At 63.0% G+C, this 22316-nt stretch carries 21 protein-coding genes and 1 pseudogene; 19 read left to right on the top strand and 3 right to left on the bottom strand.

What is annotated here, in order from left to right:
- Window positions 1–26: 26 nt before the first annotated feature.
- Genes VEK15_30205 through VEK15_30195 form a run of 3 tightly spaced genes read left to right on the top strand, consistent with a single transcriptional unit; the run spans window position 27 to window position 3066 of the window.
- Window positions 27–530: a peroxiredoxin gene (locus tag VEK15_30205; GenBank protein ID HXV65006.1), complete on the top strand. Its 504-nt coding sequence runs from the start codon at window positions 27–29 to the stop codon at window positions 528–530.
- Window positions 527–1588: a hypothetical protein gene (locus VEK15_30200; protein HXV65005.1), complete on the top strand. Its 1062-nt coding sequence runs from the start codon at window positions 527–529 to the stop codon at window positions 1586–1588. Before VEK15_30205 ends, VEK15_30200 begins: the two co-directional genes overlap by 4 nt.
- Window positions 1585–3066 carry a CRTAC1 family protein gene (locus VEK15_30195; GenBank protein ID HXV65004.1) on the top strand — a complete coding sequence of 494 codons (1482 nt, stop codon included), beginning with the start codon at window positions 1585–1587 and terminating at the stop codon, window positions 3064–3066. The genes VEK15_30200 and VEK15_30195 overlap by 4 nt, the downstream gene beginning before the upstream one ends.
- Before the next feature lie 51 nt (window positions 3067–3117).
- On the opposite strand, the gene VEK15_30190 is transcribed toward VEK15_30195, so the two are convergent.
- The gene (locus VEK15_30190) at window positions 3118–4686 is read right to left on the bottom strand and encodes a hypothetical protein (protein HXV65003.1); all 1569 of its coding nucleotides are present in this window, start codon (window positions 4684–4686) and stop codon (window positions 3118–3120) included.
- 252 nt (window positions 4687–4938) lie between these two features.
- On the opposite strand from VEK15_30190, the gene VEK15_30185 reads away from it, so the two are divergent.
- Both VEK15_30185 and VEK15_30180 read left to right on the top strand, forming a co-directional pair.
- Window positions 4939–5514 (top strand): VTT domain-containing protein, encoded by a 576-nt coding sequence (locus VEK15_30185; GenBank protein HXV65002.1) that lies wholly within the window; start codon window positions 4939–4941, stop codon window positions 5512–5514.
- Complete coding sequence (locus tag VEK15_30180; GenBank protein ID HXV65001.1) at window positions 5511–5933, top strand: hypothetical protein; 423 nt, start codon at window positions 5511–5513, stop codon at window positions 5931–5933. The genes VEK15_30185 and VEK15_30180 overlap by 4 nt, the downstream gene beginning before the upstream one ends.
- A gap of 42 nt (window positions 5934–5975) precedes the next feature.
- On the opposite strand, the gene VEK15_30175 is transcribed toward VEK15_30180, so the two are convergent.
- Complete coding sequence (locus VEK15_30175) at window positions 5976–6794, bottom strand: pyruvate, water dikinase regulatory protein (GenBank protein HXV65000.1); 819 nt, start codon at window positions 6792–6794, stop codon at window positions 5976–5978.
- A 41-nt stretch (window positions 6795–6835) separates the two neighbouring features.
- Between VEK15_30175 and ppsA the strand changes: the two genes are divergently transcribed.
- Window positions 6836–9220: a phosphoenolpyruvate synthase gene (gene ppsA / locus VEK15_30170; GenBank protein HXV64999.1), complete on the top strand. Its 2385-nt coding sequence runs from the start codon at window positions 6836–6838 to the stop codon at window positions 9218–9220.
- Window positions 9221–9266: 46 nt separating this feature from the next.
- Window positions 9267–10022 (top strand): MerR family transcriptional regulator, encoded by a 756-nt coding sequence (locus tag VEK15_30165; GenBank protein HXV64998.1) that lies wholly within the window; start codon window positions 9267–9269, stop codon window positions 10020–10022.
- On the opposite strand, the gene VEK15_30160 is transcribed toward VEK15_30165, so the two are convergent.
- Window positions 10019–12682 carry a M14 family metallopeptidase gene (locus VEK15_30160; GenBank protein ID HXV64997.1) on the bottom strand — a complete coding sequence of 888 codons (2664 nt, stop codon included), beginning with the start codon at window positions 12680–12682 and terminating at the stop codon, window positions 10019–10021. The two genes, VEK15_30165 and VEK15_30160, sit on opposite strands and share 4 nt — an antisense overlap.
- Window positions 12683–12759: 77 nt before the next feature.
- Here VEK15_30160 and VEK15_30155 point away from each other — a divergent pair, with 77 nt between their 5' ends.
- The 12 genes and pseudogenes from VEK15_30155 to VEK15_30100 all read left to right on the top strand — a co-directional run bounded on the left by VEK15_30155 (window position 12760) and on the right by VEK15_30100 (window position 22207).
- Complete coding sequence (locus VEK15_30155; protein HXV64996.1) at window positions 12760–12960, top strand: hypothetical protein; 201 nt, start codon at window positions 12760–12762, stop codon at window positions 12958–12960.
- Window position 12961: 1 nt separating this feature from the next.
- Window positions 12962–14434 carry a sodium:solute symporter family protein gene (locus VEK15_30150; protein ID HXV64995.1) on the top strand — a complete coding sequence of 491 codons (1473 nt, stop codon included), beginning with the start codon at window positions 12962–12964 and terminating at the stop codon, window positions 14432–14434.
- Between the two features lie 14 nt (window positions 14435–14448).
- On the top strand, window positions 14449–14829 hold the full coding sequence (locus VEK15_30145) for a hypothetical protein (protein HXV64994.1): 381 nt from the start codon (window positions 14449–14451) through the stop codon (window positions 14827–14829).
- Between the two features lie 12 nt (window positions 14830–14841).
- Window positions 14842–15093: pseudogene (locus VEK15_30140) on the top strand (redoxin domain-containing protein).
- Window positions 15094–15120: 27 nt separating this feature from the next.
- Window positions 15121–16503 (top strand): HAMP domain-containing sensor histidine kinase, encoded by a 1383-nt coding sequence (locus tag VEK15_30135; GenBank protein ID HXV64993.1) that lies wholly within the window; start codon window positions 15121–15123, stop codon window positions 16501–16503.
- Window positions 16504–16513: 10 nt separating this feature from the next.
- Window positions 16514–17515 (top strand): DUF1028 domain-containing protein, encoded by a 1002-nt coding sequence (locus VEK15_30130; GenBank protein HXV64992.1) that lies wholly within the window; start codon window positions 16514–16516, stop codon window positions 17513–17515.
- Window positions 17516–17582: 67 nt separating this feature from the next.
- A complete protein-coding gene (locus VEK15_30125) occupies window positions 17583–18068 on the top strand; it encodes an isoprenylcysteine carboxylmethyltransferase family protein (protein ID HXV64991.1) in 486 nt (161 codons plus the stop codon).
- A 62-nt stretch (window positions 18069–18130) separates the two neighbouring features.
- On the top strand, window positions 18131–18844 hold the full coding sequence (locus VEK15_30120; protein HXV64990.1) for an AAA family ATPase: 714 nt from the start codon (window positions 18131–18133) through the stop codon (window positions 18842–18844).
- The gene (locus tag VEK15_30115; GenBank protein ID HXV64989.1) at window positions 18841–19785 is read left to right on the top strand and encodes a polysaccharide deacetylase family protein; all 945 of its coding nucleotides are present in this window, start codon (window positions 18841–18843) and stop codon (window positions 19783–19785) included. The genes VEK15_30120 and VEK15_30115 overlap by 4 nt, the downstream gene beginning before the upstream one ends.
- Before the next feature lie 59 nt (window positions 19786–19844).
- Window positions 19845–21035: an ABC transporter substrate-binding protein gene (locus VEK15_30110; protein HXV64988.1), complete on the top strand. Its 1191-nt coding sequence runs from the start codon at window positions 19845–19847 to the stop codon at window positions 21033–21035.
- Between the two features lie 23 nt (window positions 21036–21058).
- Window positions 21059–21478, top strand: a complete 420-nt coding sequence (locus tag VEK15_30105) for a hypothetical protein (protein ID HXV64987.1) — start codon at window positions 21059–21061, stop codon at window positions 21476–21478.
- A 12-nt stretch (window positions 21479–21490) separates the two neighbouring features.
- Window positions 21491–22207, top strand: coding sequence for a hypothetical protein (locus tag VEK15_30100; GenBank protein HXV64986.1), 717 nt, complete (start codon window positions 21491–21493; stop codon window positions 22205–22207).
- Window positions 22208–22316 lie beyond the last annotated feature (109 nt).

Genomic DNA, 22316 nt, shown 5'->3' with positions numbered 1-22316 from the left:
TAAAATAGGCGTGGAGGTTCCAATCGATGCTGAAACCGGGTGACAAGGCCCCCACGTTCCGGCTGCCTTCGACGTCTGGCTCCGACGTGTCGCTCTCGAGCCTGAAGGGCCGCAAGTTCGTGCTTTATTTCTACCCCAAGGACGACACCCCGGGCTGCACTCGGGAGGCCTGTGATTTTCAGGACAACCTGGCTCGGCTGCAGCTGGAGGGTGCGTCGGTCTTTGGGGTCTCCAAGGACTCGCTCGAATCTCATCGCCGGTTCCAGACCAAGCACGGTCTCGGTTTCGATCTGCTGTCCGATCCAGAAAATCTCTCAGCGAAGGCGTACGGCGCGTACGGCACAAAGAGCCTGTACGGTCGAAAGTTCCTGGGAACGATCCGCTCGACGTTCGTCGTCGACGAAAAAGGTCGGATCGCGGCAGCCTGGTCCCCGGTTCGAGTCGCGGGCCACGTCGATGAGGTGATCGCGCACCTGCGGGGCGAGTCGGCACCGACCAAGAGGACGCCACGCAAAAAGAAGAAGAAATGAAAGCCGGACTTCCTCTGATCGTCCTCGTGGGATGCGCCCGGCTGGCCTCGGGAGATTGGCTCGTGCTGGCCGACGGGTCGCGCACCGAGGTGCGACGGGTCGAGGTCCTGGAGCGTTCGGTACGAGTGACGACGCTGTCCGGCCAGACGTGGATCGTCCTCAAGACGGCCGTCGATGTGGGGGCGACGAGCCGCGCCAACGAGATCCCTCCGGCCGAGGTGGAACCGGTCATGGAGCCCGTTCGCCCACCTTCGCCGAGGCCCGAACCGCCCTTGCCACCGACGACACCGGCGCCAACCCCACTGCGACGAACGTCGCCGCCTTCCGATTGGCAACCACCCGCTCCCCCCGCATCTTCGGCAACGGCGCCTCGTGAACCGGAACACCCTCATCGGGTCGCCGTCTTTGTGAACGCGGCGACCGGCCGGCCCCGAGGGAGCTTCTCGGAATCGCGCTCTTTCGAGCTCTTCAGCGAAACAGCTTCTGTCGATACCTTGTACGAAAACGGACCCACGCGGGGCGCCGAAGTGGGGGCGGTGGTCCGGCTTTCCGGACCGATCGCGGTGAGCGCTTCATTCGACTTCTTCGAGAACGAGGCGAGCGCGCGCTACCGAGCGCTTCTGCCGCACCCGTTCTTCTACGAGCAGTTTCGGGAGTTGAGCGAGACCCGCTCCGGCCTCGTTCATCGAGAGCAAGCCTTCCACATCGGTCCCGTCGTTTCGATGAATCTCGGACGGCGTCTGTCGCTGGATCTGTACGGTGGCGCGAGCAAGTTCTTCGTCGAGGCCGACGTTCTGGACGACGTGCTCTACGCCGAGGCATTTCCGTTCGAGTCCGTCGTATCGCAGGGCTCCATCCTGAGGCGGCTGGATGCCCATCCATGGGGATACCACGTTGGCGCATCGAGCACTGTCCGCCTCGTCGGGTTTTTGGGAGTAGACGTGACTCTGCGTTACAGCCGCGCCGACTTCGTTCTGCTCGACTCGGCGAGCCAGGAGATCCGCTACGAGGCTGGCGGTCTGAGAGTCGGAACCGGACTGCGATTCCTGTTCCCGTGAGCCACATCGCGTTTCTCGTTTTGGTGGTAGGGGCAAGCTCAGGCCCCGCTCGCGCCGCGCCGTTCGGATTCACCAACGTGACCGCTTCATCGCGTTTCTTCTCACTTCGCAACCTGGGAGGCCACGGGGTCCAGGTCGCCGACGCTACCGGCGACGGATTCCCCGAGCTCTACGTCACGAACATTTTCGCCCCCAACGAAGATCGGCCCGACCTCTATTTCGTCAACCTGACGAACGGAAGCTTTCGTGAGCAGGGCGCCGCTTCCGGTGTTTCGGACGACGGTTACTTCGGGCGTCTCAGCGAGGAGTCTCACGCGGCGATCTTTGCGGATCTGGACAACGACGGAGATTACGATCTCTTCAATGCCCACACCTGGAGCGGAAACCACAAGATCTATCGCAACGACGGCATGGGGACGTTCACCGATGTTACCCCGGGATCGGGCATCGAGCTCGATGACGGAGAGCCCCGCGGAGTGGCTGCGGGCGATGTGAACGGTGACGGAGTCCTCGACCTCGTCCTGAGCGCCTGGGAAAACCTGCCGATGACGGTCTATCTGGGTCGAGGAAGTCTTCGATTCGAGCGCCGTTCACTCGGATCCCTGGGTGCGAGACTCGCGAATCAGGGGATCGCCCTGACCGATCTCGACAACGATTTCGACCTGGACCTGGCGACGACGGGGCATATGACGGTGGGCTCCCCCATCGGCCCCCTGGCGCTATTCGCGAACGATGGCCGGGGCCGTTTCACCGATGTCACCGCCGCGAGTGGGATTCGCTTCCCCGAAGAGGGAACCAACGGCTGGTCGTTCGGCGATCTCGATGGCGACGGCGACCTCGACGTGGTTCTCGTCAGTAACTTCCGCACGAAGATATTCTTCAACGAGGGGTCCCTGCGGTTTCGTCCCGGTCAGGAGATCGGACGGGGCAATTTCACTGCCGCGCTCGGTGATTTCGATCACGACGGCGACCTCGACATCTACATCGGCGGCACCGAGGCGATCCTCGAGAACGACGGAAGAGGCGGGTTCTCGGCGGTGCGGGACATCGGGATCGTCGACCTCGGTCGCGATGGCCGCGGGACGGCGGTCGTGGACTTCGACCGCGACGGCGATCTCGATATCGCGGTGGCGAGCAAGCGAGGAAGCAATACGCTCTTTCGGAACGACCGCGACGACGACAACTGGCTCGAGGTGCGGCTCGTCGGGCCCCGAGGCGATGCCGGTGCATTCGGCGCCAAGGTCTACGTCTACGATGAGCGTCACGTCGACGACCCGTCGTACCTGCGCGGCGTTCGCGAGGCGCGAGGGGCTACCGGCTATTGCTCACAGGACGAGCCCGTTCTCCACTTTGGTGTCATCGGTGGGCGGAAGTACGAGGTCAAGGCGATTTTCCTCGACGGGTCGTTCTTCATCGCCAAAGGCGTGTCCGCTCCCGGCGAGGTCCTCATCAATCCGAGCGCGTCCCTGTCTCCGTAAAAAGAGAATGGGGGAGCTCGGGTTGAGCTCCCCCGAAATTCACGGATCGCTTCAGCGCCTGAAGAAGTAGCGGATACCTCCGAAGAACGCGTAGTTGTTCTCGATATCGCCGAGCTCGCTCATGAAGAGTCTGCCTTCGAGCTTGAACTGCAGGGTCTCGGTGAGGTTGAACCCGCCATGGACGAAGAAGCTTCCGTCCACGGTATCGCTATGGGTGAAGTCCCAAACACCGATACCGGCTCCGAGGAAGCCTCCCTCGAAGTTCTTGTCGATGCCGAAATCGGCGAACAGAGACGTAAGCCCGCCGTACTCCACGTTCACCGCGACACCGGCCTGGCCGAACACCTGAGCGCCGCCATCGGCGACGGGATAGGCGACGCCGAAGGTACCACCGAAGAGCCCGGAGCAGAGCCCGGACAGGGTCGTCTGCGTCGTGCTGTCTCCCGCGGGATCGCCGGTTACGGCGTCGAGCTCACGCACCCGCCGCTCCTTACCGCCGAATACGGTAACGAAAGGCGCTAGCTTCGCTTCGGGCTGCACCAGGGTGTAGTCCGCCTGGCAGGTTGCTCTCATTCCCCGGTCGTCGACCACCTCGCCCTCGAAGCGATAGCCACCGTACTGAGGGAGAAGGTAGCTTGCGCTGCACTCGCTCTCGAGCGACAGCGTCTCGACGAGTTGTTCGGGCCCATCGACGGGCGTGTGGTGAATCTTCAGCGTCCTCGTCGTGAGCGTTCCGACTCGGGCCGAGCTCGAGCACATGTCGAGTCCAATCGAAGCGCGTCCCGCCTTGGGCACGGGATCAATCGGTGGCGGGGTGAGCTGTATGTTGCACGTGGGCTCGCAGGGCTCGAGGCTCACCCGCTCGGTGACCTGTCGGGTCGGGCCCGCCGGCGTATGGACCACGGCGGTGAAAGTGTGAGCGCCGGCGTCATTGAGTTGGCCGGTCCACCGATGACCGCCACCAGCGGGGCTCGGGTTGATCGTTTCCCTCTGCCCGTTCGGGCGCGTGTGCGTCAGCTCGAGCCGGCCGCCCTCCGGCATGCTGGTGCCGAGGGTGACGTCGACGGTGACGTTCGCACCCGTACAATTGTTTGGACTCTGAACGCGAAGCCTGGGAGTGAGCGCCTCCAGATCGATCTGGGGCTCGACCGGTCGCATCTGGACGAGCGCCAGGTTGCCGCAGGCTTTTGGAATGAGGAAACGATGCTCCTGCCCTCGCGATTCGAACCGGATCTCGAAAGCCTCGAACGGGGCAGTGCCCGCCCAGCGGATGGGACGGGTCGGCTGCGCGACTCCATTCTTGCGCACCGCCATCCACTCGAACGTGTGGCCCACGGGGTAGCTCGCCTCGCTGAACGAGCCGCTCTCGACCGCGTTGAAGAGGTCGTTCGGATCCCCGGGCCAGCGGGCGTCGGCGAGAACCTTCTCGTAGTCCGCCCGGTTCGTGCGAAACACTTGCTGGAGCTCTTCTCCGGTAGACGGGCCCGGCCGGCTGATGGCGTTACTCGTTCCGAGTCGCCGGATGTCGACGTATTCTTGTGCCGAAACATGAAGCGCGCCTAAGGAAAGGACGGCCACCGAAAGGACGAGAAATCGCCGCATGTTCTTCCACTGTGACATGATTTACTCCTGTTTCGCTTGTCGTGCTGGAGCTCGGACGACACGGAAGGCACCGCAGGAGCCAAATCGCATCTCGAGCCCGGAGCGGTCTGTAATACTACTCACGAACCCGGGGAAAATGCAATTGCAGAACAGGCGTCGGCCGATCTGGGTTAGGAGTCTCAGCCCCCTCAACTTGTGCGCGACGATCCAGGTGTTTCCGATGGCCGGTTGCCGTCGGCGAAGGCGGAACGGCGCTAGCAAAACGTCGCGATGGAATCCCTGAAGCACCAACTGCTCGCTCTGGGCCTTCCCGGGCTCTTCCTGATCGCATTTCTCGACTCGGCCGGGGTTCCGCTGCCCGGAGGCGTCGACCTCGTCGTCATGCTTCTGGCCTGGCAGCGGCCCAGCCTCTTCGTTCTCATCGCCTTTCTCGCCGCCGCTGGCTCCACGGCGGGATGCCTGGTTCTCTACCGCATCGCGCGAACGGGCGGCGATGCGATGATGGCGAAGTTGTCGAGAGCCAAACAGGAATGGGTCAAGGAAAAGGTCCGGCAGAACGACGTCCTGGCCATCTTGGTCGCGGTGCTCGGCCCGCCGCCCTTTCCGACAAAGCCTTTCATCCTCGTGGCCGGGGTATTGCGCATGGACTGGCTTCGCTTTTCCGCCGCTGTTCTCGCGGGACGAATGGTTCGCTTCCTCGGAGAGGCCTACCTGGCCGTCCGCCTCGGGGACCGGGCCGCGGAAACATTGAGGGCGCATTACCCGACGATTGGACTCCTGCTCCTCGCCGCCGTCGCGGGGTTCGTACTCGCGCGATATCTGTTGCACAAGCGAGCACCGGCGTGAACGAGACGCAAGCGATCATCCTCTTCGTCGCGGCGCTCGCCGTCGTCGTCGCCTATGGCATCCGCGAGCGCTCTCGCCGTCGTGAGGCGGCGGAGGTCGCGCGAACGCTCGTGCCGGAGATCCGCACCGTCCTGGCTTCGTTGGAGACGGAGCCTGTTGAGCCGCTGGAATACGCCCACTTGCGAGAGCGTCTTCCGAGGGTGTTCCCGAAGGATACGCTCTTTGCCGTCGAGACTTTCTATCAATGCAACGATGCCTTGCGTGAAGCGTCTGCGGCCATGGCCGCCGCGTTCACCGAAGGAAGCGAGCTTTCGCTCGGCGACCGGATTCGGGCGAAGGACCGCCGCGACCGGTGCCTCAAGGACGTCCACTACACCGGAGCAGCCGCGGTCGAGCGGCTGAGCCGCTACTTGCCGTAGCACTCCATTTTTGGGTCACGTTCACAATTGAGAGTCAACGGTCTAGACGGCGTGGCGCTCGAGGCCTCGCGTTTGCACCACGCGGGTCGCGATTTCCTCGACCGAAGTGCTCGTCGTGTTGATGAAGGGAATGTCCAGGGATCGAAACAAGCTCTCCGCCTTCCGGACCTCGATGCGACACTGCTCAACGGAAGCATAACGGCTTCCCGGACGACGCTCCTCGCGGATGCTCGCCAGCCTCTTGGGATCGATGGTGAGGCCGTGAACCTTTTCGAAGTAAGGGCGGACGGGCTCGGGGAGGGTGTCCGATTCGAAGTCCTCTTCGGTTATAGGGTAATTTGCCGCGCGGATGCCGAACTGCATCGCCAGGTAGAGGCACGTCGGTGTCTTGCCCGAGCGTGAAACGCCGACCATGATGAGGTCGGCCTTGTCGTAGTCCTTGATGCGCGCGCCGTCGTCGTGTTGCAAGCTGAAGTCGATGGCACCGATTCGCGATTCGTAAGATGAAAGATTGCTGATGCGGTGAGAGCGCGTGCGGGTGATCAGGGGCTTTGCGTCGAGGGCACGCTCGATCGGTTCGAGAAACACGTGAAACAAGTCGAGGACGTGGGCGTCGGACTGAATGATGACCCTGCGGCTCTCCGGCTCGGCGAGCGTGCTGAAGACGATCGGCCTGGCCCCGTCTTCGAGTGCCGCGGCGTTGATTCGCTCGACCACCTGGGCCGCCTTCTCCAGGGAATCCACGTAGGGAATCGTGACTTCCCGATAGTCGGTGGTACCGGCGAACTGGGCGAGGAGGCTGTGACCGATCGTTTCGGCGGTGATGGCCGTTCGGTCAGAGATGTAGAACATCGTTCGCATGGATCACCTGGTATTGTATTAAGTTAAGAGAGGGTAGTGCTATGGGCCAATACGTCAAGACCTTGAGCGAGGTCGGCATGGACGATCTCGCGATCGTGGGGGGAAAGAACGCTTCTCTGGGCGAGATGACCCGCCATCTACGAACGGCCGGGGTGAAGGTACCGGGGGGATTCGCCACTCACACCGAGGCTTTCCGCGCCTTCCTCGAGAGCTCGGGTTTGACGGCTTTGCTGCGCGAAAAACTCGACAACCTGGACGTCGACGACGTGCAGGCTCTCGGCCGGGTCGGGCGGGAGATCCGGGAAGCGGTACTCGCCGGGGAATTGCCCCAGAGAGTTCGCGAGGAAATCGCCGACGCCTATCGCCGGCTGGACCCGGGTGGCCAGACGCCAGTCGCCGTGCGCTCTTCGGCCACGGCCGAGGATATGCCCGATTCCTCCTTCGCTGGCCAGCAGGAAACTTACTTGAACGTTCGAGGGATCGACAACGTGCTTCTCTCGGTCAAAATGGTCTTCGCCTCGCTCTTCAACGATCGCGCCATCGCCTATCGCGTCCACCGAGGATTTCACCACGACGAAGTCAGCATCTCCGCTGGGGTGCAGCGCATGGTGCGAAGCGATCTCGCGTCGAGCGGCGTCGCCTTCACCCTCGACACCGAATCGGGCTTTCGTGACGTCGTGTTCGTCACCGGATGCTGCGGGCTCGGCGAAGCGTTGGTGCAAGGCTCGGTGAATCCGGATGAGTTCTACCTGCACAAGGGCAACCTCGAGGCGGGCCGTCCGGCCGTTCTGTCGCGGACGCTCGGTCAGAAGACATCGAAGGTCGTCTACGCCGAGAGCCCGGTTCCGGGAGAAACCGTCCGATGGGTCTCCGTCGACGAGGCGGATCAGCATCGATTCGTTCTCGATGATCGAGAGCTCGAAGAGCTCGGGCGAACGGCGCTGCTCATCGAGAAGCATTACCGACGCCCCATGGACATCGAGTGGGCCAAGGATGGGATCGACGGTCAGATTTACATCGTGCAGGCGCGTCCCGAGACCGTGAAGAGTCACGGGGGTCAGGCTCTCGAGCGCTATCGCATCAAGACTCGAGGCAAGCTCCTGATCGAGGGCCGCGCCGTGGGCCAGAAAGTCGCCTCGGGAAAGGCGCGGGTCATCGAGAACGTGTCAGGAATGAGCTCTCTCGTCGCCGGCGAGGTGCTGGTGACCGACATGACCGACCCGGACTGGGAGCCGGTGATGAAGCGAGCCGCGGCCATCGTCACGAACCGAGGCGGCCGCACCTGCCACGCTGCCATCATCGCTCGGGAGATCGGAATCCCGGCCGTCGTCGGATGCGCGGATGCCACGACGACGATCGCTGACGGCGCAACGGTGACCGTGAGCTGTGCCGAGGGCGACACCGGCTATGTCTACGACGGTAAGGCGGACTTCGAAATCGAGCGCATCGACCTCGAAGCCATGCCCGAGATTCCCCTCAAGGTCATGATGAACGTCGCCAACCCCGATCGGGCGTTTCAATGCGCTTCGCTTCCTCACGCCGGAGTGGGTCTCGCCCGGCTCGAGTTCGTCATCAACAACACGATCGGCATCCACCCCAAGGCGCTCCTGGAGTTCGAAGACCTGCCCGATGAGCTCAAGGAGCGAATCGGCGAGCGCATCGCCGGCTATTCCGACCCGGTGAGCTTCTACGTCGACAAACTCACCGAGGGTATCGCCATGCTGGCGGCTGCTTTTCATCCCGAGCCGGTCATCGTGCGGTTGTCTGATTTCAAGTCGAACGAGTACGCCCATCTCCTCGGAGGAGACCGGTACGAGCCCAAGGAAGACAATCCGATGATCGGCTTTCGCGGCGCGTCGCGATACGTATCGAGCTTCTTCGCCGAGTGTTTCGCCCTCGAGTGCCGCGCGGTGAAAAGAGTACGGGAAGACATGGGCTTCACCAACGTCGAGGTCATGATTCCTTTCGTGCGCACCGTGGCGGAAGGAAAATCCGTCATCGAAGCGCTGGCGCGAAACGGGCTCGAGCGCGGCGAGAAGGGATTGAAGGTCATTATGATGTGCGAGATCCCCTCCAACGTCATTCTAGCCGACGCGTTTCTCGACCTTTTCGACGGTTTCTCGATCGGCTCGAACGACTTGACCCAGCTTACCCTCGCGCTCGACCGTGATTCGGCCCTCGTCGCCGCCTCTTTCGACGAGCGCGACCCCGCGGTGAAGGCCCTTCTCCATCAGGCGATCCAGGCGTGTAAACGCCGGGGGAAGTACGTGGGCATCTGCGGGCAGGGGCCTTCCGATTTCCCGGATTTCGCCCGGTGGCTGCTCGATGAAGGTATCGAGAGCGTCTCGCTCAACCCCGATACCGTCGTCGAGACCTGGCTGTTTCTAGCTGGGAACCCGGACGGGTCGAAGGTCGAGAACGCCTGAAAAAAGTCTTGACCCTCACGTCGCGTGAGGGCCTAAGGTTCCATCCATGAGGGTCGAGAGCTACCGGGTGAAGGAATTGGCGCGCCTCGCCGGCGTGACGGTGCGGACGCTCCACCACTACGACCGGATCGGGCTTCTCGTGCCGAGTGCGCGCAGCGATGCCGGATATCGCCTCTATGGCGAGGCCGATCTCTACCGGCTGCAGCATATTCTCGTCTGGCGCGAGCTGGGTTTTTCGCTCGAGCAAATCCGGCGGATGCTCGACGAGCCTGGATTCGACCGCCGCAAGGCGCTCGTCACCCAGCGGCAGGAGCTTCTACGGCGCGGGCGGCGGGTCACAGCCATGATTCGCTCGGTGGAGCTGGCTCTCGAAGAGCTCGAAGGAGGGCAGAAGATGGATGTCAAGCAATTGTTCGATGGATTCGACCCGGCGGAGCACGAAGAGGAAGCGCGCGAGCGATGGGGCGACACCCAGGCGTATCGGGAAGCGGCGCGACGAACCAGGGAATACACGGAAAACGACTGGGCGCGGATCAAAGCGGAGGGGGATGCTCTGCTTCAGGAAGTGGCGGGAAAGATGGCAACCGGCGCGGCGCCCGACGATCCCGACGTGCTCGAGCTGGCCGAACGGCACCGGCTGCAAATCGATCGGTGGTTCTATCCGTGCGACCGGATCGCTCACCGGGGGCTTGCCGATCTCTACCTGGCCGACGAGCGGTTCGAGTCACGAATCGACCGGCATGCTCATGGGCTTACCCAGTTTCTCTCGGCCGCCATTCGGGCCAACGCCGAAAGGGGCTAGCCGATGGGGGCGAGAAGAACCGCCGGTCTGGCGCGGGCCGGTCCTCGAAAGATCGCGTTCAGCATCAGCAGGTTCAGCCCATCCAGATAAGCGCGGTAGCATGGGTCGGCGGTGATGCCGATGACGAGGCCGGCCCCGCTCGGCTCGACCATGGCGAGGGGCTTGAAGGCGAGCTGTTTGCGATTCGGCTCCCAGAGATACCCGCCGGCGACGAGATCATCGGGCCCGGCGAAGATGGCGGGGTTCTCTCCCTTGTCGAGCGTCAGCGGCGTGAAGATTGATCGGCCGATCACCAGGGCGTGAGTCGTGTTTTCCATTCCCGCGGTGAGCCAGTGCTCCCGATCCAGGTTCACCCGGACCATGACGCCGGCGACGGGATCGGGACGCTCCTGCTTCGGCTCGATCGCCGCGAGGTACTCCTCTTCCGACGCGAGCATCATGCCCGGAGGCGGGTCTCCTTCCTTCTTGGGATCGCTCTCGCGCTCCGGTTGATTCTCGCGCTTCGAGTCCAGATGTCCCGCACTCACGAGATACTCCACCGCCCTTCCCGTTCCGATGAGCGTTCCGCCCGCTTGCACCCACCGCTTCAGGGCTTCGGTGGTGCTGTCCTCGACCTCGTCGTCGTAGTCTCCGTCGGGCAGGATGATCACGTCGAACGCACGGAAATCCGTCGATCCGAAGCGTTGGGCTCGAATCGGGGTGACGGGGTAGCCGAACTGTCGCTCGATGACGAACCGGGTCGCACCCGCCGAATTGGCAGACGTGGGCGTATCCCAGGCGAGAGCGATCCGAGGGGCGCGAACATGGTGGACGTTGCGACTTCCGAAGTTGACGCCCCCTTCGACCCATCCCGTGCTCGTCGCCACCACCTCGGCGCCGGTGACCTGCGCGAGACGCTCGAGTGTCTCGTAAAGATTCTCGGGATTCTGCTTCACCGCGAATACGAGGGTGCCGCGCGGGTAGGTCCGGCCGTTTTGCTCGATCTCCCGGTCGGAGCTCATCACGCGGAGGTCCTCGCGAAGCGCTGCCGCGAGCAAGCGTCCGCCTGCGATTCCCCAGGGAACGAGATAGGCGACGTCGGCTCGGCCAGCTTCCATCCCGCCGGGTGCGATCCGTGCTTCGGTCGCCGGCTCGAAGTCTCCCGCGGGAAGCGCCTCGCAGGCGACCGCCTCGACGTCGAACATCTGGGGCAGCGACCATCCGGTCACGTCATAGATCTCGTCGGGGAGGTTCTTCTTCCGGCGGCGCTCCTGCTCGCGAACGAAGTCCTCGCCGAGGGGCACGTCGGGATCGAGAATGGTACGCAAGAGTCGTTTGGCGGGTTGAGCCAGATCGACGACGAAGCTTCCCGCGGGAAAGTCGCGAGAACCGCAGCCGACGAAGCCGGCGGTGGCCCGGCTCACCTCGACCCCCTGCTCGACGAGGATTCCGGCTAGCTTCTGGACGGCGGCCTCGTTTCGAGAGCTCGGGAGGACGTAGGCTCTTGTGCTCTCGCTCCGCCCTTCCTCGATGGCGCTGCGGCGGTGCTCCCAGAAGTCCTCCAGGAACCGCCTTCGGTTGAGCGCCGTCGTCTCCGCGGTCGCGATCGATGCGACGAAGTGATGGCGCACCCCGTCACGGAAGTGAAGGTCCGTTCCGTCGTTGCGCCGGAATACGAGTCCCCGGGCAGACGCCTGCTCGTAGGTCGCGGCGATGGTTCCGTGGAACAGAGGCCAGCTCGCCCCGTAGCCCGGGTAGAAAGCGTCGTAGACCTCGCGGGTGAAGTAGAGAAAACCGCGCTCGTCGAACCACCTGGCGTTGTTGCGTCCATAGATGTCGAGCGCCTCGCGCTGCGCGGCGGTGATGTGCGGATTGTAGGGGACGGCTTCCGGCGTGAAGTAATAGGTCGAGTTTCCACCCATTTCGTGAAGGTCGATGAAGACCTGGGGGTGCCAGGAAAGCAACGCCTTCACGTGGCCGCGGGTTTCGGGCTGGGTGAGAGCGAGCCAGTCGCGATTGAGGTCGAAGTAGTAGTGATTCGTGCGCCCGCCGGGCCAGGGCTCGTCGTGCTCGGCAGCCGAGGGATGAGGATCGGGAACGAGCCCCTCGGCAACCCGAAAGTGGTTCACGAATCGGTCGCGCCCGTCGGGGTTCTGGGTCGGTACCAGCACGACCAGCGTCTCTCTCAGGATCGTCTCCACGACGGGATCGTCACGAGAAGCGAGGAGGTGGTACGCGGTGAAGAGCGCGGCATCGGGCGAGGAGATCTCGTTTCCGTGCACGCCGTAGGCGAGCCAGGTCACCGCCGGCTCGGAATCGAAGAGCTCGGCGGCCTCGGCCGCGCTCGTGACACGCGGATCCGCCAGACGCTTTCGGTTCTCACGGATCGACTCGAGCCGAGCGATGTTGGCTTCGGAGCCGATGACGACATAGATGAGAGCGCGCCCCTCCCAGGAGCGAGCGTACTCGAAGATCCGCACTTGGCCGGGCACCGCTTCCGCGAGCGCCTCCAGATACCGAAGGATCTCCGCGTGGGAAACGATTCGTTCGCCTGGCCCGTGACCCAGGACGCTCTCGAAGCTCGGCACGCTCTCGTCATAGCGCGCCCCGGGCCACATGACATCCTGGGCCAGCAGTTTCACCGGAACGATGGCGGAGAGAACAACGAGTGCGGCTTTCATAGGCCGCAAATCGTATCAAGGTCGCGAGCCGCGGGCCAGGTTCCCGAATCGAATGCCTGTGCTAATGTGTTCGATCGATGCACTATCCCTCCTGGCTCTGGGCCGTTCTCGCATTACTACTCATCCTGTATTTCAACATCTGGATGTGGGACGATGCCGCCATCGTCCTCGGATTTCCCAAGAACCTTCTCTACCACGTCCTCTTGAGCCTCGCGCTGTCGCCCCTGATGCTCTTCGTCGTGCGGCGGGCCTGGCCGCGCTTCCTCGACGAAGACTGACGTGAGCTCGGTTCTCGTCGTCGTCCTCGTCTATCTCCTCGTCGTCCTGCTCGTCGGCCGCGCTGCCGAGCGTTTCTTCTCGGGCACGAGCGAGGATTTCTTCGTGGCGAGCCGGTCCATCGGGAGCTTCGTGCTCCTCATGACGGTGTTCGGAACCCACATGACCGCGTTCACACTCCTCGGGGCGTCCTCCGAGGCCCATCTCCAGGGCATCGTGGTGTTCGCGCTGATGGGGTCGAGCTCGGCGATCGTGGCGCCTCTCGTTCTCTACTTCGTGGGAACTCGGTCGTGGTGGCTCGGAAAGCGTCACGGATTCCTCACTCAAGTGCAGTTCTTCCGTGAGCGGTACCAGTCGGAGGCGGTCGGTCTCGTTCTCTTCGTGGTGCTCATCGGATTGCTGCTTCCCTATGTCCTCATCGGCGTCAAGGGTGCGGGTGATGTCCTTTGGGCGCTCACCGGCGCTGGAAATGGTGGCCTCCCGCCCTGGGTCGGTAGCCTGGTGATGTGCGGAGTCATCTTGTTGTACGTGGCCCACGGAGGGATGAGAAGCACCGCGTGGGCGAATACGTTTCAGACTCTCTTCTTCATGACGTTCGGCGCGATCGCGCTTTTCGTCGTCCTCGACCGCTACGGTGGGCTCGGCCATGCGTTCGCTAGGCTTTCGTCCGATCGGGGCGAGCTTCTTGCTATCGGAAAGGGCTCGGCCGAGCTCAGACGCATGGTCTCGTATCTGCTGATCCCGCTTTCCGTCGGAGTCTTTCCTCACGTTTTCAGCCACTGGCTCACGGCGAAGAGCGCTCGCACGTTTCGTATCGCCATCACGTTCTACCCGCTATGCATCGCGATCGTCTGGGTGCCGAGCGTCGTGCTGGGCGTCGTGGGAAACATCGACTTCCCCCCTCCGCTCGAGGGGCCGGTGCTGGTACATCTGATTCTCCGGCACGCCTCCGGTCTGCTTGCCGGGCTCCTGGCGGCGGGGGTCCTGGCGGCCATCATGTCGTCGGTCGATTCCCAGACGCTGGCGGCGGGAACGCTCTTCACCCAGGACATCGTGCGCCATTTCGGCTTCCACGATCGACTCTCGGAATCGAAGCAGGTGCTCGTCGGTCGAATCTTCGTGACTCTCTTTCTCGTCGTGGTTTTCGGGCTCTCCCAGATCACGACGCGATCGATCTTCAACGTAGGCACCTGGTCGCTCAGCGGATTCGCCGGCCTGTTCCCCGTCCTGCTGGCCGCGCTCTTCTGGAAACGGAGCACCGCCGCAGGGGCTCTCGCTGGCATCTTCACCGTGACGATTCTTTGGACCGCCTTCTTCTGGCGCTCGACCGCTGGTCAGGGCGAATATACGGTTTTCGGATTCCTTCCCGTGGTTTACCTGTTGCTCGGCAGTACGACCGCGCTCGTGGTCGCATCGCTCGTCACGTCGCCGCCTCAAGAGGACGTGCTCCGTAAGTTCTTCCCCGAATTGCGTTAGTATGGATTGGAAAGATGCTCGCCATCGCCGGCGCGTTGAGCCTCGCGGCAGCGGTTGCCGTACATCAATTCAATTTGCGCCGCGGCGTATACCATCGGATCCCTTACGAGAGCATCCTTTTGGTCGGGGTCTCCGTGCTCTTCGGCCTCGCCGCCGTCGTGCGAGATGGGGGGATGGTAGCGCTGGTTCTCTTCGCTATCGAGCTAGCGGCCTCGAGCGCGCTGGTCGTCTATCTCTTCGCCGGGGCTCGCTTTCCGCGAAGCGAGCTGAGCGTTCGCGTGGGAGACAAACTACCTCGTTTCGAGCTCACGGACTCGACGGGTAGACGCTTCGACTCCGCGACCCTCGAAGGGAAGTCGGCCGCCCTGTATCTCTTCTATCGAGGAAACTGGTGACCGTTCTGCACCCGGGAGCTCGGGGAGCTCCAAAGTTTTGAGAAGCGCGTGGGCGATGCCGGCGTGCTCGTCTTTGCGGTTGGTGTCGATCCCCCCGAGGCCGCGGCGCGGTTTCGTGAGGAGCTCGGTGCCGAGTTCACGTTTCTATCCGACGTCGATCGAGAGCTCCTCGATCGGCTGAACATCCGCCACTCACGGCACGGCGGCGATGTCGCCTTCCCCACGGCCATTCTGGTCGATCGTTACGGAATCATCCGCTGGATCTACGAGGCCGATCTCCGGCACGTGCGCATGACGCCGGCCGACCTGCTCGGAGCGATGGAAAAGCTCGCCCTCGAAGAGCAGAACCGCGAGCTCCGGCTCGGCCGGGCGGTGAGCAAGGTGGTACGCGAGGTGTTCCTGATGAAGGAGCCGGACGACCTGGCGCGGGCCATCGACGTCATGCGGCGCGAGCTCCGCCGGCTCGGTCTCTCGTTCTCGGTTTGCGGCATCACGATCGCCGACACGACCTCCGGCACCGTGAAGATCATCAAGACTCGAGAGACGGATGGGTCCTCCATGCACGAGCTGGAAATGATCGAGCTTCCGGATTCGTCCACGCTCTTCGATTTCTGGACGAGCAAGCGCGTGGGGGTGGCCACTTGCGATGGGAGCCACCTCTCTTGCGAGGGAACGAATTTCCCTCCCGACTTGCACTATCTCGTCAACGTGCCTTTCTCGCACGGCACGGTATTCATCGGTTCCGGTCCGGAGCTCCCACCCTCCGAAGACGATGTCCGGACGCTCCAGGAGTTCGCCGACGCCATTTCCGTCGCCTACCAGAGGTTCGTGGATTTCCAGAAGCTCGAGCGACAGACCCGAGAGTTGAGGGAAACCCAGACACAGCTCATTCAATCGGAGAAGATGGCCGCGCTGGGACAGCTGGTCGCCGGTGTGGCGCATGAGCTGAATACGCCCATCGGAGCGATTCTGAGCAACACGCAAAGCGAGCGCACGGCGTTCGAGGATCTGAAGCGGAGTCTCGCGGCGAAAGGCGAAACGGACGCCACGTCGGCGCGCACCATGGAGCGGATCCGCGAAATGAATCTCTTGACCGAGGCCGCAAGCCGGCGGATCGTTGGAATCGTTTCCAATCTCAGAAAATTCGCGCGCCTGGACGAGTCGGAGTGGAAGCTCGCTGACGTACGGGAAGGACTCGATGAGACGCTAGCGCTCGTGGCGCACCAAACCAGGGGGCGAATCGAGATTCGAAAGCGCTACGAAGACGTGCCGTCCGTAGGTTGCTTTCCTGGCCAGCTCAACCAGGTCTTCATGAACCTCATCGTCAATGGGATCCAGGCCATCGAGGATCAGGGCATCATCGAAGTCGAGGCTTTCCGACGACGGGACGCCGTCCTGGTACGCATCTCCGACACCGGCCAGGGTATCGCGCCCGAGGCCATCAACCGGATCTTCGATCCCGGCTACACCACGAAAGGAGTCGGCGTGGGAACGGGCCTGGGGCTTTCGATCAGCTACCGAATCATGGAGAACCACGGTGGGAAGATCGAGGTCGAAAGCGAGGTCGGAAAGGGAACCTCGTTCACGGTGTCGATTCCGTTGAACGCCAAACGCGTCGCACCGACCTCACCCGCCCTGGCGTTCCGCACTCCCTCCACGGTCAGAACCAGTTAGAAGCGCTCGAATGTCTTTTCTGCTCCTTCTCGGGCTGTTCATCTTCTCGGGCGAAGAGCGCGTTGACCACACGTTCTCCATTGCCGCGGTCGATCCGGTGACCGGCGAAGTGGGCGTCGCGGTCACGACCCGAAATCCCTGCGTGGGAAACGGCGTCCCCTGGGTCAGGGTTGGCGTGGGCGCGGTAGCCACCCAGGCGAGCACGCGCACCGAGTACGGAGCCGAGTTGCTCGATCTCCTCGAGCAGGGGCTCTCGGCGAAGGTGGCGCTCGAACGAGCCCTCTCGGCCGACGAGGGTGCCGAGCGTCGTCAGATCGGGCTCATCGGGTTGACCTCCGGATCGGCACAGCATACCGGCTCGGAGACGCGGGCATGGTCCGGGCATCGCTCGGGAGCGAGCTACGTGACTCAGGGAAACTTGCTCGTCGGCCCCGAGGTCCTCGAAGCGGTGGCTCGTTCCTTCGAGGGGTCGGAGGGAAGCCGTCGCCACCTGGCGGATCGTCTCATCGCCGCCCTCGAGGCGGGACAGGCGGCGGGGGGCGATGCCCGCAAGGGTCGCACGCAGTCGGCGGCGGTCATCGTGGCGGACCCGAGAGACGGTCACTCGCGGCGGCGAGACGGAATCTCGACGCAGATCAACCTGTGCGAGCACGAAACACCGGTTGCCGAGCTGAGGCGGGTCTACGACACGATCAGTCAGTCGCTCGGATTTCGCGTGCTGCAGCAGTTCGTCGGCAAGGATGTCCTGCAGCTCCAGATCATTCTGCACGCGCTCGGATACGTAAAGACCGCGCCCGAGCCAGGGGACGATCCGATCGCTTACACCCCGGAGCTCGTCGCCGCGGTGGATGCGTTCCGCGAGGCGGAAGGCCTGTCGACGCCGGTTTCGGGCTCACCTCCCGGCCTCGTGGACGAGGCCGCCGTAGAGCGTCTCTGGCGCCGTCTCGATGAGCAAGGAAAGGCGGAGTCGGTCCGCGAGAGGATTCGCGAGATCACCGTGGTGACGCGGTAGCCGACTCGCGGCGGCTTCTAGGGCCTCTGTGGTTAATCCCCGGGTGACATCGGCTGAGTCCGTCATTTTGATACTGGTTCGAGCGGTTACCTATGCCACTCTCTTCATCGGCTTCGTGCTCGTTTTCGTTCCCGCGAGGATTCTTGCCACGGCGGGGGTCCACGCTCCCGATGAAATCGGAGCCGCCCAGGCCGCCGGCGTCGTCGTCACCGCTAGTGGAGCCGTTGTGGCGCTGTCCTGCGTTCTCACCTTCGCGTTCGTTGGCAAAGGCACCCCAGCTCCGTTCGACCCCCCCCGCCGCCTGGTAATCCGAGGCCCCTACCGGCTCGTTCGCAACCCCATGTACCTGGGTGCGGGAATTTCGCTCGCCGGGGCAGCGATCTTCTTCGAGTCGTGGATACTCGCGGGTTACGCTCTCTTGTTCTTCATCATCACGCACGCTTTCGTGCGACTCTACGAAGAGCCCACGCTCCGCCGAACTTTCGGGAAGGATTACGAGGCCTACTGCAGCCGGGTCGGACGGTGGCTGCCTCGTGGCATAGTGGGGCGATGACGTCGAGACGAAGGAGACCGGTGCCTCCAAGGGACACGGGTGCACCCTTTCTCCGAAGCGTCGTGAGTTCGCCCGAACAGTTCGCCGGCTCCGAGTTTCCCTTCAACATCCGCGCCTTCTCACACGGGATCGATCTCACTTTCCGGAGCAACGTGACCTTCTTCGTCGGCGAGAACGGCAGCGGCAAGTCGACTCTTCTCGAAGCGCTCGCCGAGTGCTGCGGGTTCAATCCCGAGGGCGGCAACCGCGATCATCACCGCGCGACTTTTGCCGACCGGTCCCCGCTGGCGCAGGCCTTGAGATTGTCCTGGCAACCGAAGGTGACCGAGGGTTTCTTCATGCGCGCCGAGTGCTTCTACAACTTCGCCACCTACATCGATGAGGTATCGAACCTGCGTGCCTATGGCGGAAAGTCGCTGCACCAACAATCCCACGGCGAGTCCTTTCTCTCCCTCTTCGTCAATCGTTTCGAGCAGGGCATCTATATTCTCGATGAGCCGGAGGCCGCACTCTCGCCGCAACGACAGCTCTCGTTCCTAAAGGTCGTTCACGACCTGGCGAAACCCCGTCAGGCTCAGTTTCTGATCTCGACTCACTCGCCGATCATTCTCAGCTATCCCGGTGCCGTTCTTTACAGCCTCGACGGCGACAGCATCCGCGAGGTCGCCTACCGCGAGACGGAGCACTTTCTGGTAACGCGTGACTTTCTCAACGGGCCGGAGAGATTTTTCAAGCATCTTTTCGACACACCGACCGATCCAGGCGAAGTATCATGACGGCGATCGGAGAACGCTTGGCAAGGCTCGCACCTCGAATCCTCTTGTCCCTGGGGCTTTCGGCGTCCGCGAACGCGACCGCACGAGAAATCGCGATCACGATGGACGATCTTCCCGTGGTTCTGCGCAGCGAATGGTCCATCGAGCGGGCGCGACAAGTTACCCGCGACATCCTCTCTACGTTCCAAGAGTACGGGGTGCCCGCGACCGGCTTCGTGAACGAGCAGAAGCTCGAAGTCGATGGCAAGGTGGATCCCGCGCGGGTCGAGCTTCTCGAGCGGTGGCTCGAGGCCGGCTTGGATCTGGGCAACCACGGCTACGCGCACCTCGATCTTCATCGCGTCGACGTCTCGACCTGGGAACAGGACATTCTGAGAGGTGAGCGGGTCTTGCGGCCGCTTATTGCGCGGCACGGGAAGACCCTGCGGTTCTTTCGGCATCCATTCCTGCATACGGGTCTGAGCGTCGCGATCCACGATCGCACGAGCGCCTTCTTGAGAGATCACGGCTACCGGGTGGCACCGGTGACGATCGATAACCAGGAATGGATGTTCGGCTTCGCCTATGCCGAGGCGTCGTCCGACACGGAGAAGCAGCGCATCGCGGAAGAGTACCTTCGGTACATGAAGGCGATCGTCGTCTACTACGAGGAACAGGCATCGGCAATCGTGGGCGAGGAGATCCCTCACATTTTGCTCGTGCACGCCTACGCGCTGAACGGCGACTGGCTCGGCGAGCTTCTCGGATGGATGCGGGAAAGGGGCTACCGGTTCGTTTCACTCGAAGAAGCATTGAAGCATCCGGCCTACGCTTCCGAGGATCGATACGACGGTCCCGCCGGCATCACCTGGCTCCACCGATGGGCTCTCACCCGAGAGATGCCGAAGTCGATCTTCGGAGAAGAGCCCGTTCCTCCGGACTGGATCCAGCGCGAGAACTGATACGTTTTCGTGATATGTGAAAGTGCGTCGCGACGAATGCGACATCATGGGGGGAAATCATGCTTCGACAGTCCCGCACGGCCACGCTCGTCTTCGTACTGATCGGCGCGCAAGTGGCTCTCGTCACCGCTTCGGAGCAGAAGAAGGGTGGCAAGACGCACCAGAAAACGCGAACGGCAGATACCGCGGTTCTGCTCGACCTCGAGGGAGCCCAGGCGAGCATCGGGCGACCGGCCATGAACGGCTTCGTTCTCGGTCTCCAGGAGGCCGCGGGGGACGGCCTTCTTCCCTTCGTCGCTCTGCTCGACACGAAGTCGGATCCGGAGACAACCAGGGAAGCGGCGCTAGCGGCGGCCTCGAGCGTTTCGATGGTGGCGGGCTTCACCGACAACGATTCGGTCTTGATTGCCGGTCCCCACTTTCAGCGCAACCGCGTGCCCTTTCTTTCGATTGGAGCAACCGACCCGTCTCTTCCCCAGGTCGTGGGTGCCTACGTCTTTCTCACGCCATTCGGCGACAACACGCAAGCGGCGGCGGGGGCGGAGTTCGCGCGTCGCGAGTTCGGGGCCTCGGTCGCGATCCTTTGGGATTCGACCTCTCAGTACACGAGAACGCTGCCGCGTTATTTCAAGACGCGGTTCGAGGAGCTCGGCGGCAACGTGCTCCTGGACGTCTCGTACAACGGATGTGACCTCTCCGCGCAGGGGGAGCGCGTGGGCGGACTTCCGATGGCGCCGGATTTCGTCTACCTCGCGGGCCTTCCCGATTGCATCGGAGACGCCGTGGCGTCGATTCGGGGCGTTGGGGTGGCGCAGCCAATTCTCGGTGGAGACGGTCTCGACACCCCGGAGCTTCTCCAAGGAGGTTCGGATCCGACGAGTAACGTCTGGTTCACGACCCACGCCTGGCTTTCCGAGGAGACCGGTACTCCGGGGGCGAAGGCGTTCATCGCGGCCTATCGCGGTGCTTACGGCGTTCCACCACAGGACGCCTTCGCCGCCCTGGGCTACGACGCCGCCCGTCTCATCGTGGACGTCCTGCGGCGCGCGCGACCGCAGAATCAGAACGGAATCTTTCGCGCGCTCGAGCGCACCAATGGGTTCGAAGGTGTCACCGGGACTATCTCGTTCAGCTCCGAGAGTCACGTTCCGCTGAAAACAGTCTGGATTCTGAAGGTCCAAAACGCGGAAATGAGCTTCGCGGACGCCTTCATCCCGGATTCCGTCCCGCCACCCCTCGGCGCCAACTGACTGGTTCGAGAAAGGAGATTCTCATGAAACGTGCGCTGAGTATTCTGTCGATTGCGACAGTCTCCGTGGTCCTGCTCGCTGCGGGGGGTACCAGCAAGAAGTCGATTCGTCCATTCCTCGGCCTCTGGGAAGGGGTCGACGTCAACGACGGAAGCGACCGTACGATCTCGATCACCGATCGAGACGGGGATGGCGTCGTCGAAGTCGCCGCGCGCGATACCTATTGGACGCTCTGTGATGGTGACCGCGGGATCGAGCTCGCCAAAGGCGGTGTTCGGCACGATGGGGTGCTCGCGACCGACGGCCTCGTAACCTGTTTCGAAAACTCCGTCGAGATATCCGTGATGCAGACCTATGAGCTCTCACAGCGAGACGGCACCCTCTTCGCGACCCCGCACGGAACGGACTTGATTCCGATCACGCTCCACCGTGTGAGCAAATAGAACGAGATGCACATGAGGACTGCCATCGGGCTCGCGCTCCTGACCGTTTCCGGGCCGGCGCTCGCCGCCGACCCGGTCATCGGGTTGCTGTCACTGCCCGAAGTATTTGGTGACTTTCCCTGTGACGAATTCACACCGGAAGAGATCACTCTCTATCGAGCGCCCGACTCCAACGAGACCGTCGGGTGGATCCGCGTCGAAACGTACTGGACGTTTCATGCGATCGGTGGGTGCGAGGGGTTGAAAGTGAGCGTCTATCGACCAGGGACGGGAGGTGTGGCCGAGCTTCCGACGAAGGAGTATGACTACGAAGCTCCGGCGGCGATCGTCCTGCAGGAGCACGGCCGCTGGTTCCAGCTTCTAGTCGACAATGGGGCTGCGTGGATCCGAGCTTCAGAGCGAGATGAGTTCTTTCCGCTCGAGCGGCTGCTCGAGGACCGTCTCACCTATCTCACGAGCGCGTGGGACGGACGTCTGGCGCCGTCGCCGGGGGCCGAAACACGCGAGGCGGAGCGAGAGCCTCACGCCGACGAGTCTAATGGAGCCGAACCGAACGTCCGTGTCCTCGGGTTTCGCCGGGTCGGGGAGGAGCTCTGGGTTGACGTCGAGGTGATGAGCCATTCGTTTTGCGAGGGAGCCGAGGAGCCGAAAGTTACCGCGAGCGGATGGATTCCGGCTCACGCGGCCTCGGGCGAGCTCACGATCTGGTTTTATTCCCGCGGTTGCTGAATCGACGGGGACCGTACTTATTTCCGCTTTTGGACCCTTCGCGGGCGCGGATCGAAGCGATAGCGTGCCAGCGAGAGCTTTCCGTTCTTGCCGAACCGGATCCCTTCCG

The sequence above is a fragment of the Vicinamibacteria bacterium genome (assembly GCA_035620555.1).
In the GTDB taxonomy this organism is placed as follows: domain Bacteria; phylum Acidobacteriota; class Vicinamibacteria; order Marinacidobacterales; family SMYC01; genus DASPGQ01.
The sequence above is the reverse complement of the archived record's forward strand: the minus strand, read 5'-3'. Positions and strand labels throughout refer to the sequence as shown.

Bases quoted from the DNA above. Each gene is read 5' to 3' on its own strand.
- ppsA (HXV64999.1), top strand. From the start codon at position 6,836: ATGGGCCAATACGTCAAGACCTTGAGCGAGGTCGGCATGGACGATCTC.
- VEK15_30100 (HXV64986.1), top strand. From the start codon at position 21,491: ATGAGGACTGCCATCGGGCTCGCGCTCCTGACCGTTTCCGGGCCGGCG.
- VEK15_30105 (HXV64987.1), top strand. From the start codon at position 21,059: ATGAAACGTGCGCTGAGTATTCTGTCGATTGCGACAGTCTCCGTGGTC.
- VEK15_30205 (HXV65006.1), top strand. From the start codon at position 27: ATGCTGAAACCGGGTGACAAGGCCCCCACGTTCCGGCTGCCTTCGACG.
- VEK15_30110 (HXV64988.1), top strand. From the start codon at position 19,845: ATGCTTCGACAGTCCCGCACGGCCACGCTCGTCTTCGTACTGATCGGC.
- VEK15_30175 (HXV65000.1), bottom strand. From the start codon at position 6,794: ATGCGAACGATGTTCTACATCTCTGACCGAACGGCCATCACCGCCGAA.
- VEK15_30190 (HXV65003.1), bottom strand. From the start codon at position 4,686: ATGTCACAGTGGAAGAACATGCGGCGATTTCTCGTCCTTTCGGTGGCC.
- VEK15_30130 (HXV64992.1), top strand. From the start codon at position 16,514: ATGTCTTTTCTGCTCCTTCTCGGGCTGTTCATCTTCTCGGGCGAAGAG.
- VEK15_30145 (HXV64994.1), top strand. From the start codon at position 14,449: ATGCTCGCCATCGCCGGCGCGTTGAGCCTCGCGGCAGCGGTTGCCGTA.
- VEK15_30115 (HXV64989.1), top strand. From the start codon at position 18,841: ATGACGGCGATCGGAGAACGCTTGGCAAGGCTCGCACCTCGAATCCTC.
- VEK15_30185 (HXV65002.1), top strand. From the start codon at position 4,939: ATGGAATCCCTGAAGCACCAACTGCTCGCTCTGGGCCTTCCCGGGCTC.
- VEK15_30165 (HXV64998.1), top strand. From the start codon at position 9,267: ATGAGGGTCGAGAGCTACCGGGTGAAGGAATTGGCGCGCCTCGCCGGC.
- VEK15_30155 (HXV64996.1), top strand. From the start codon at position 12,760: ATGCACTATCCCTCCTGGCTCTGGGCCGTTCTCGCATTACTACTCATC.
- VEK15_30135 (HXV64993.1), top strand. From the start codon at position 15,121: ATGACGCCGGCCGACCTGCTCGGAGCGATGGAAAAGCTCGCCCTCGAA.
- VEK15_30160 (HXV64997.1), bottom strand. From the start codon at position 12,682: ATGAAAGCCGCACTCGTTGTTCTCTCCGCCATCGTTCCGGTGAAACTG.
- VEK15_30200 (HXV65005.1), top strand. From the start codon at position 527: ATGAAAGCCGGACTTCCTCTGATCGTCCTCGTGGGATGCGCCCGGCTG.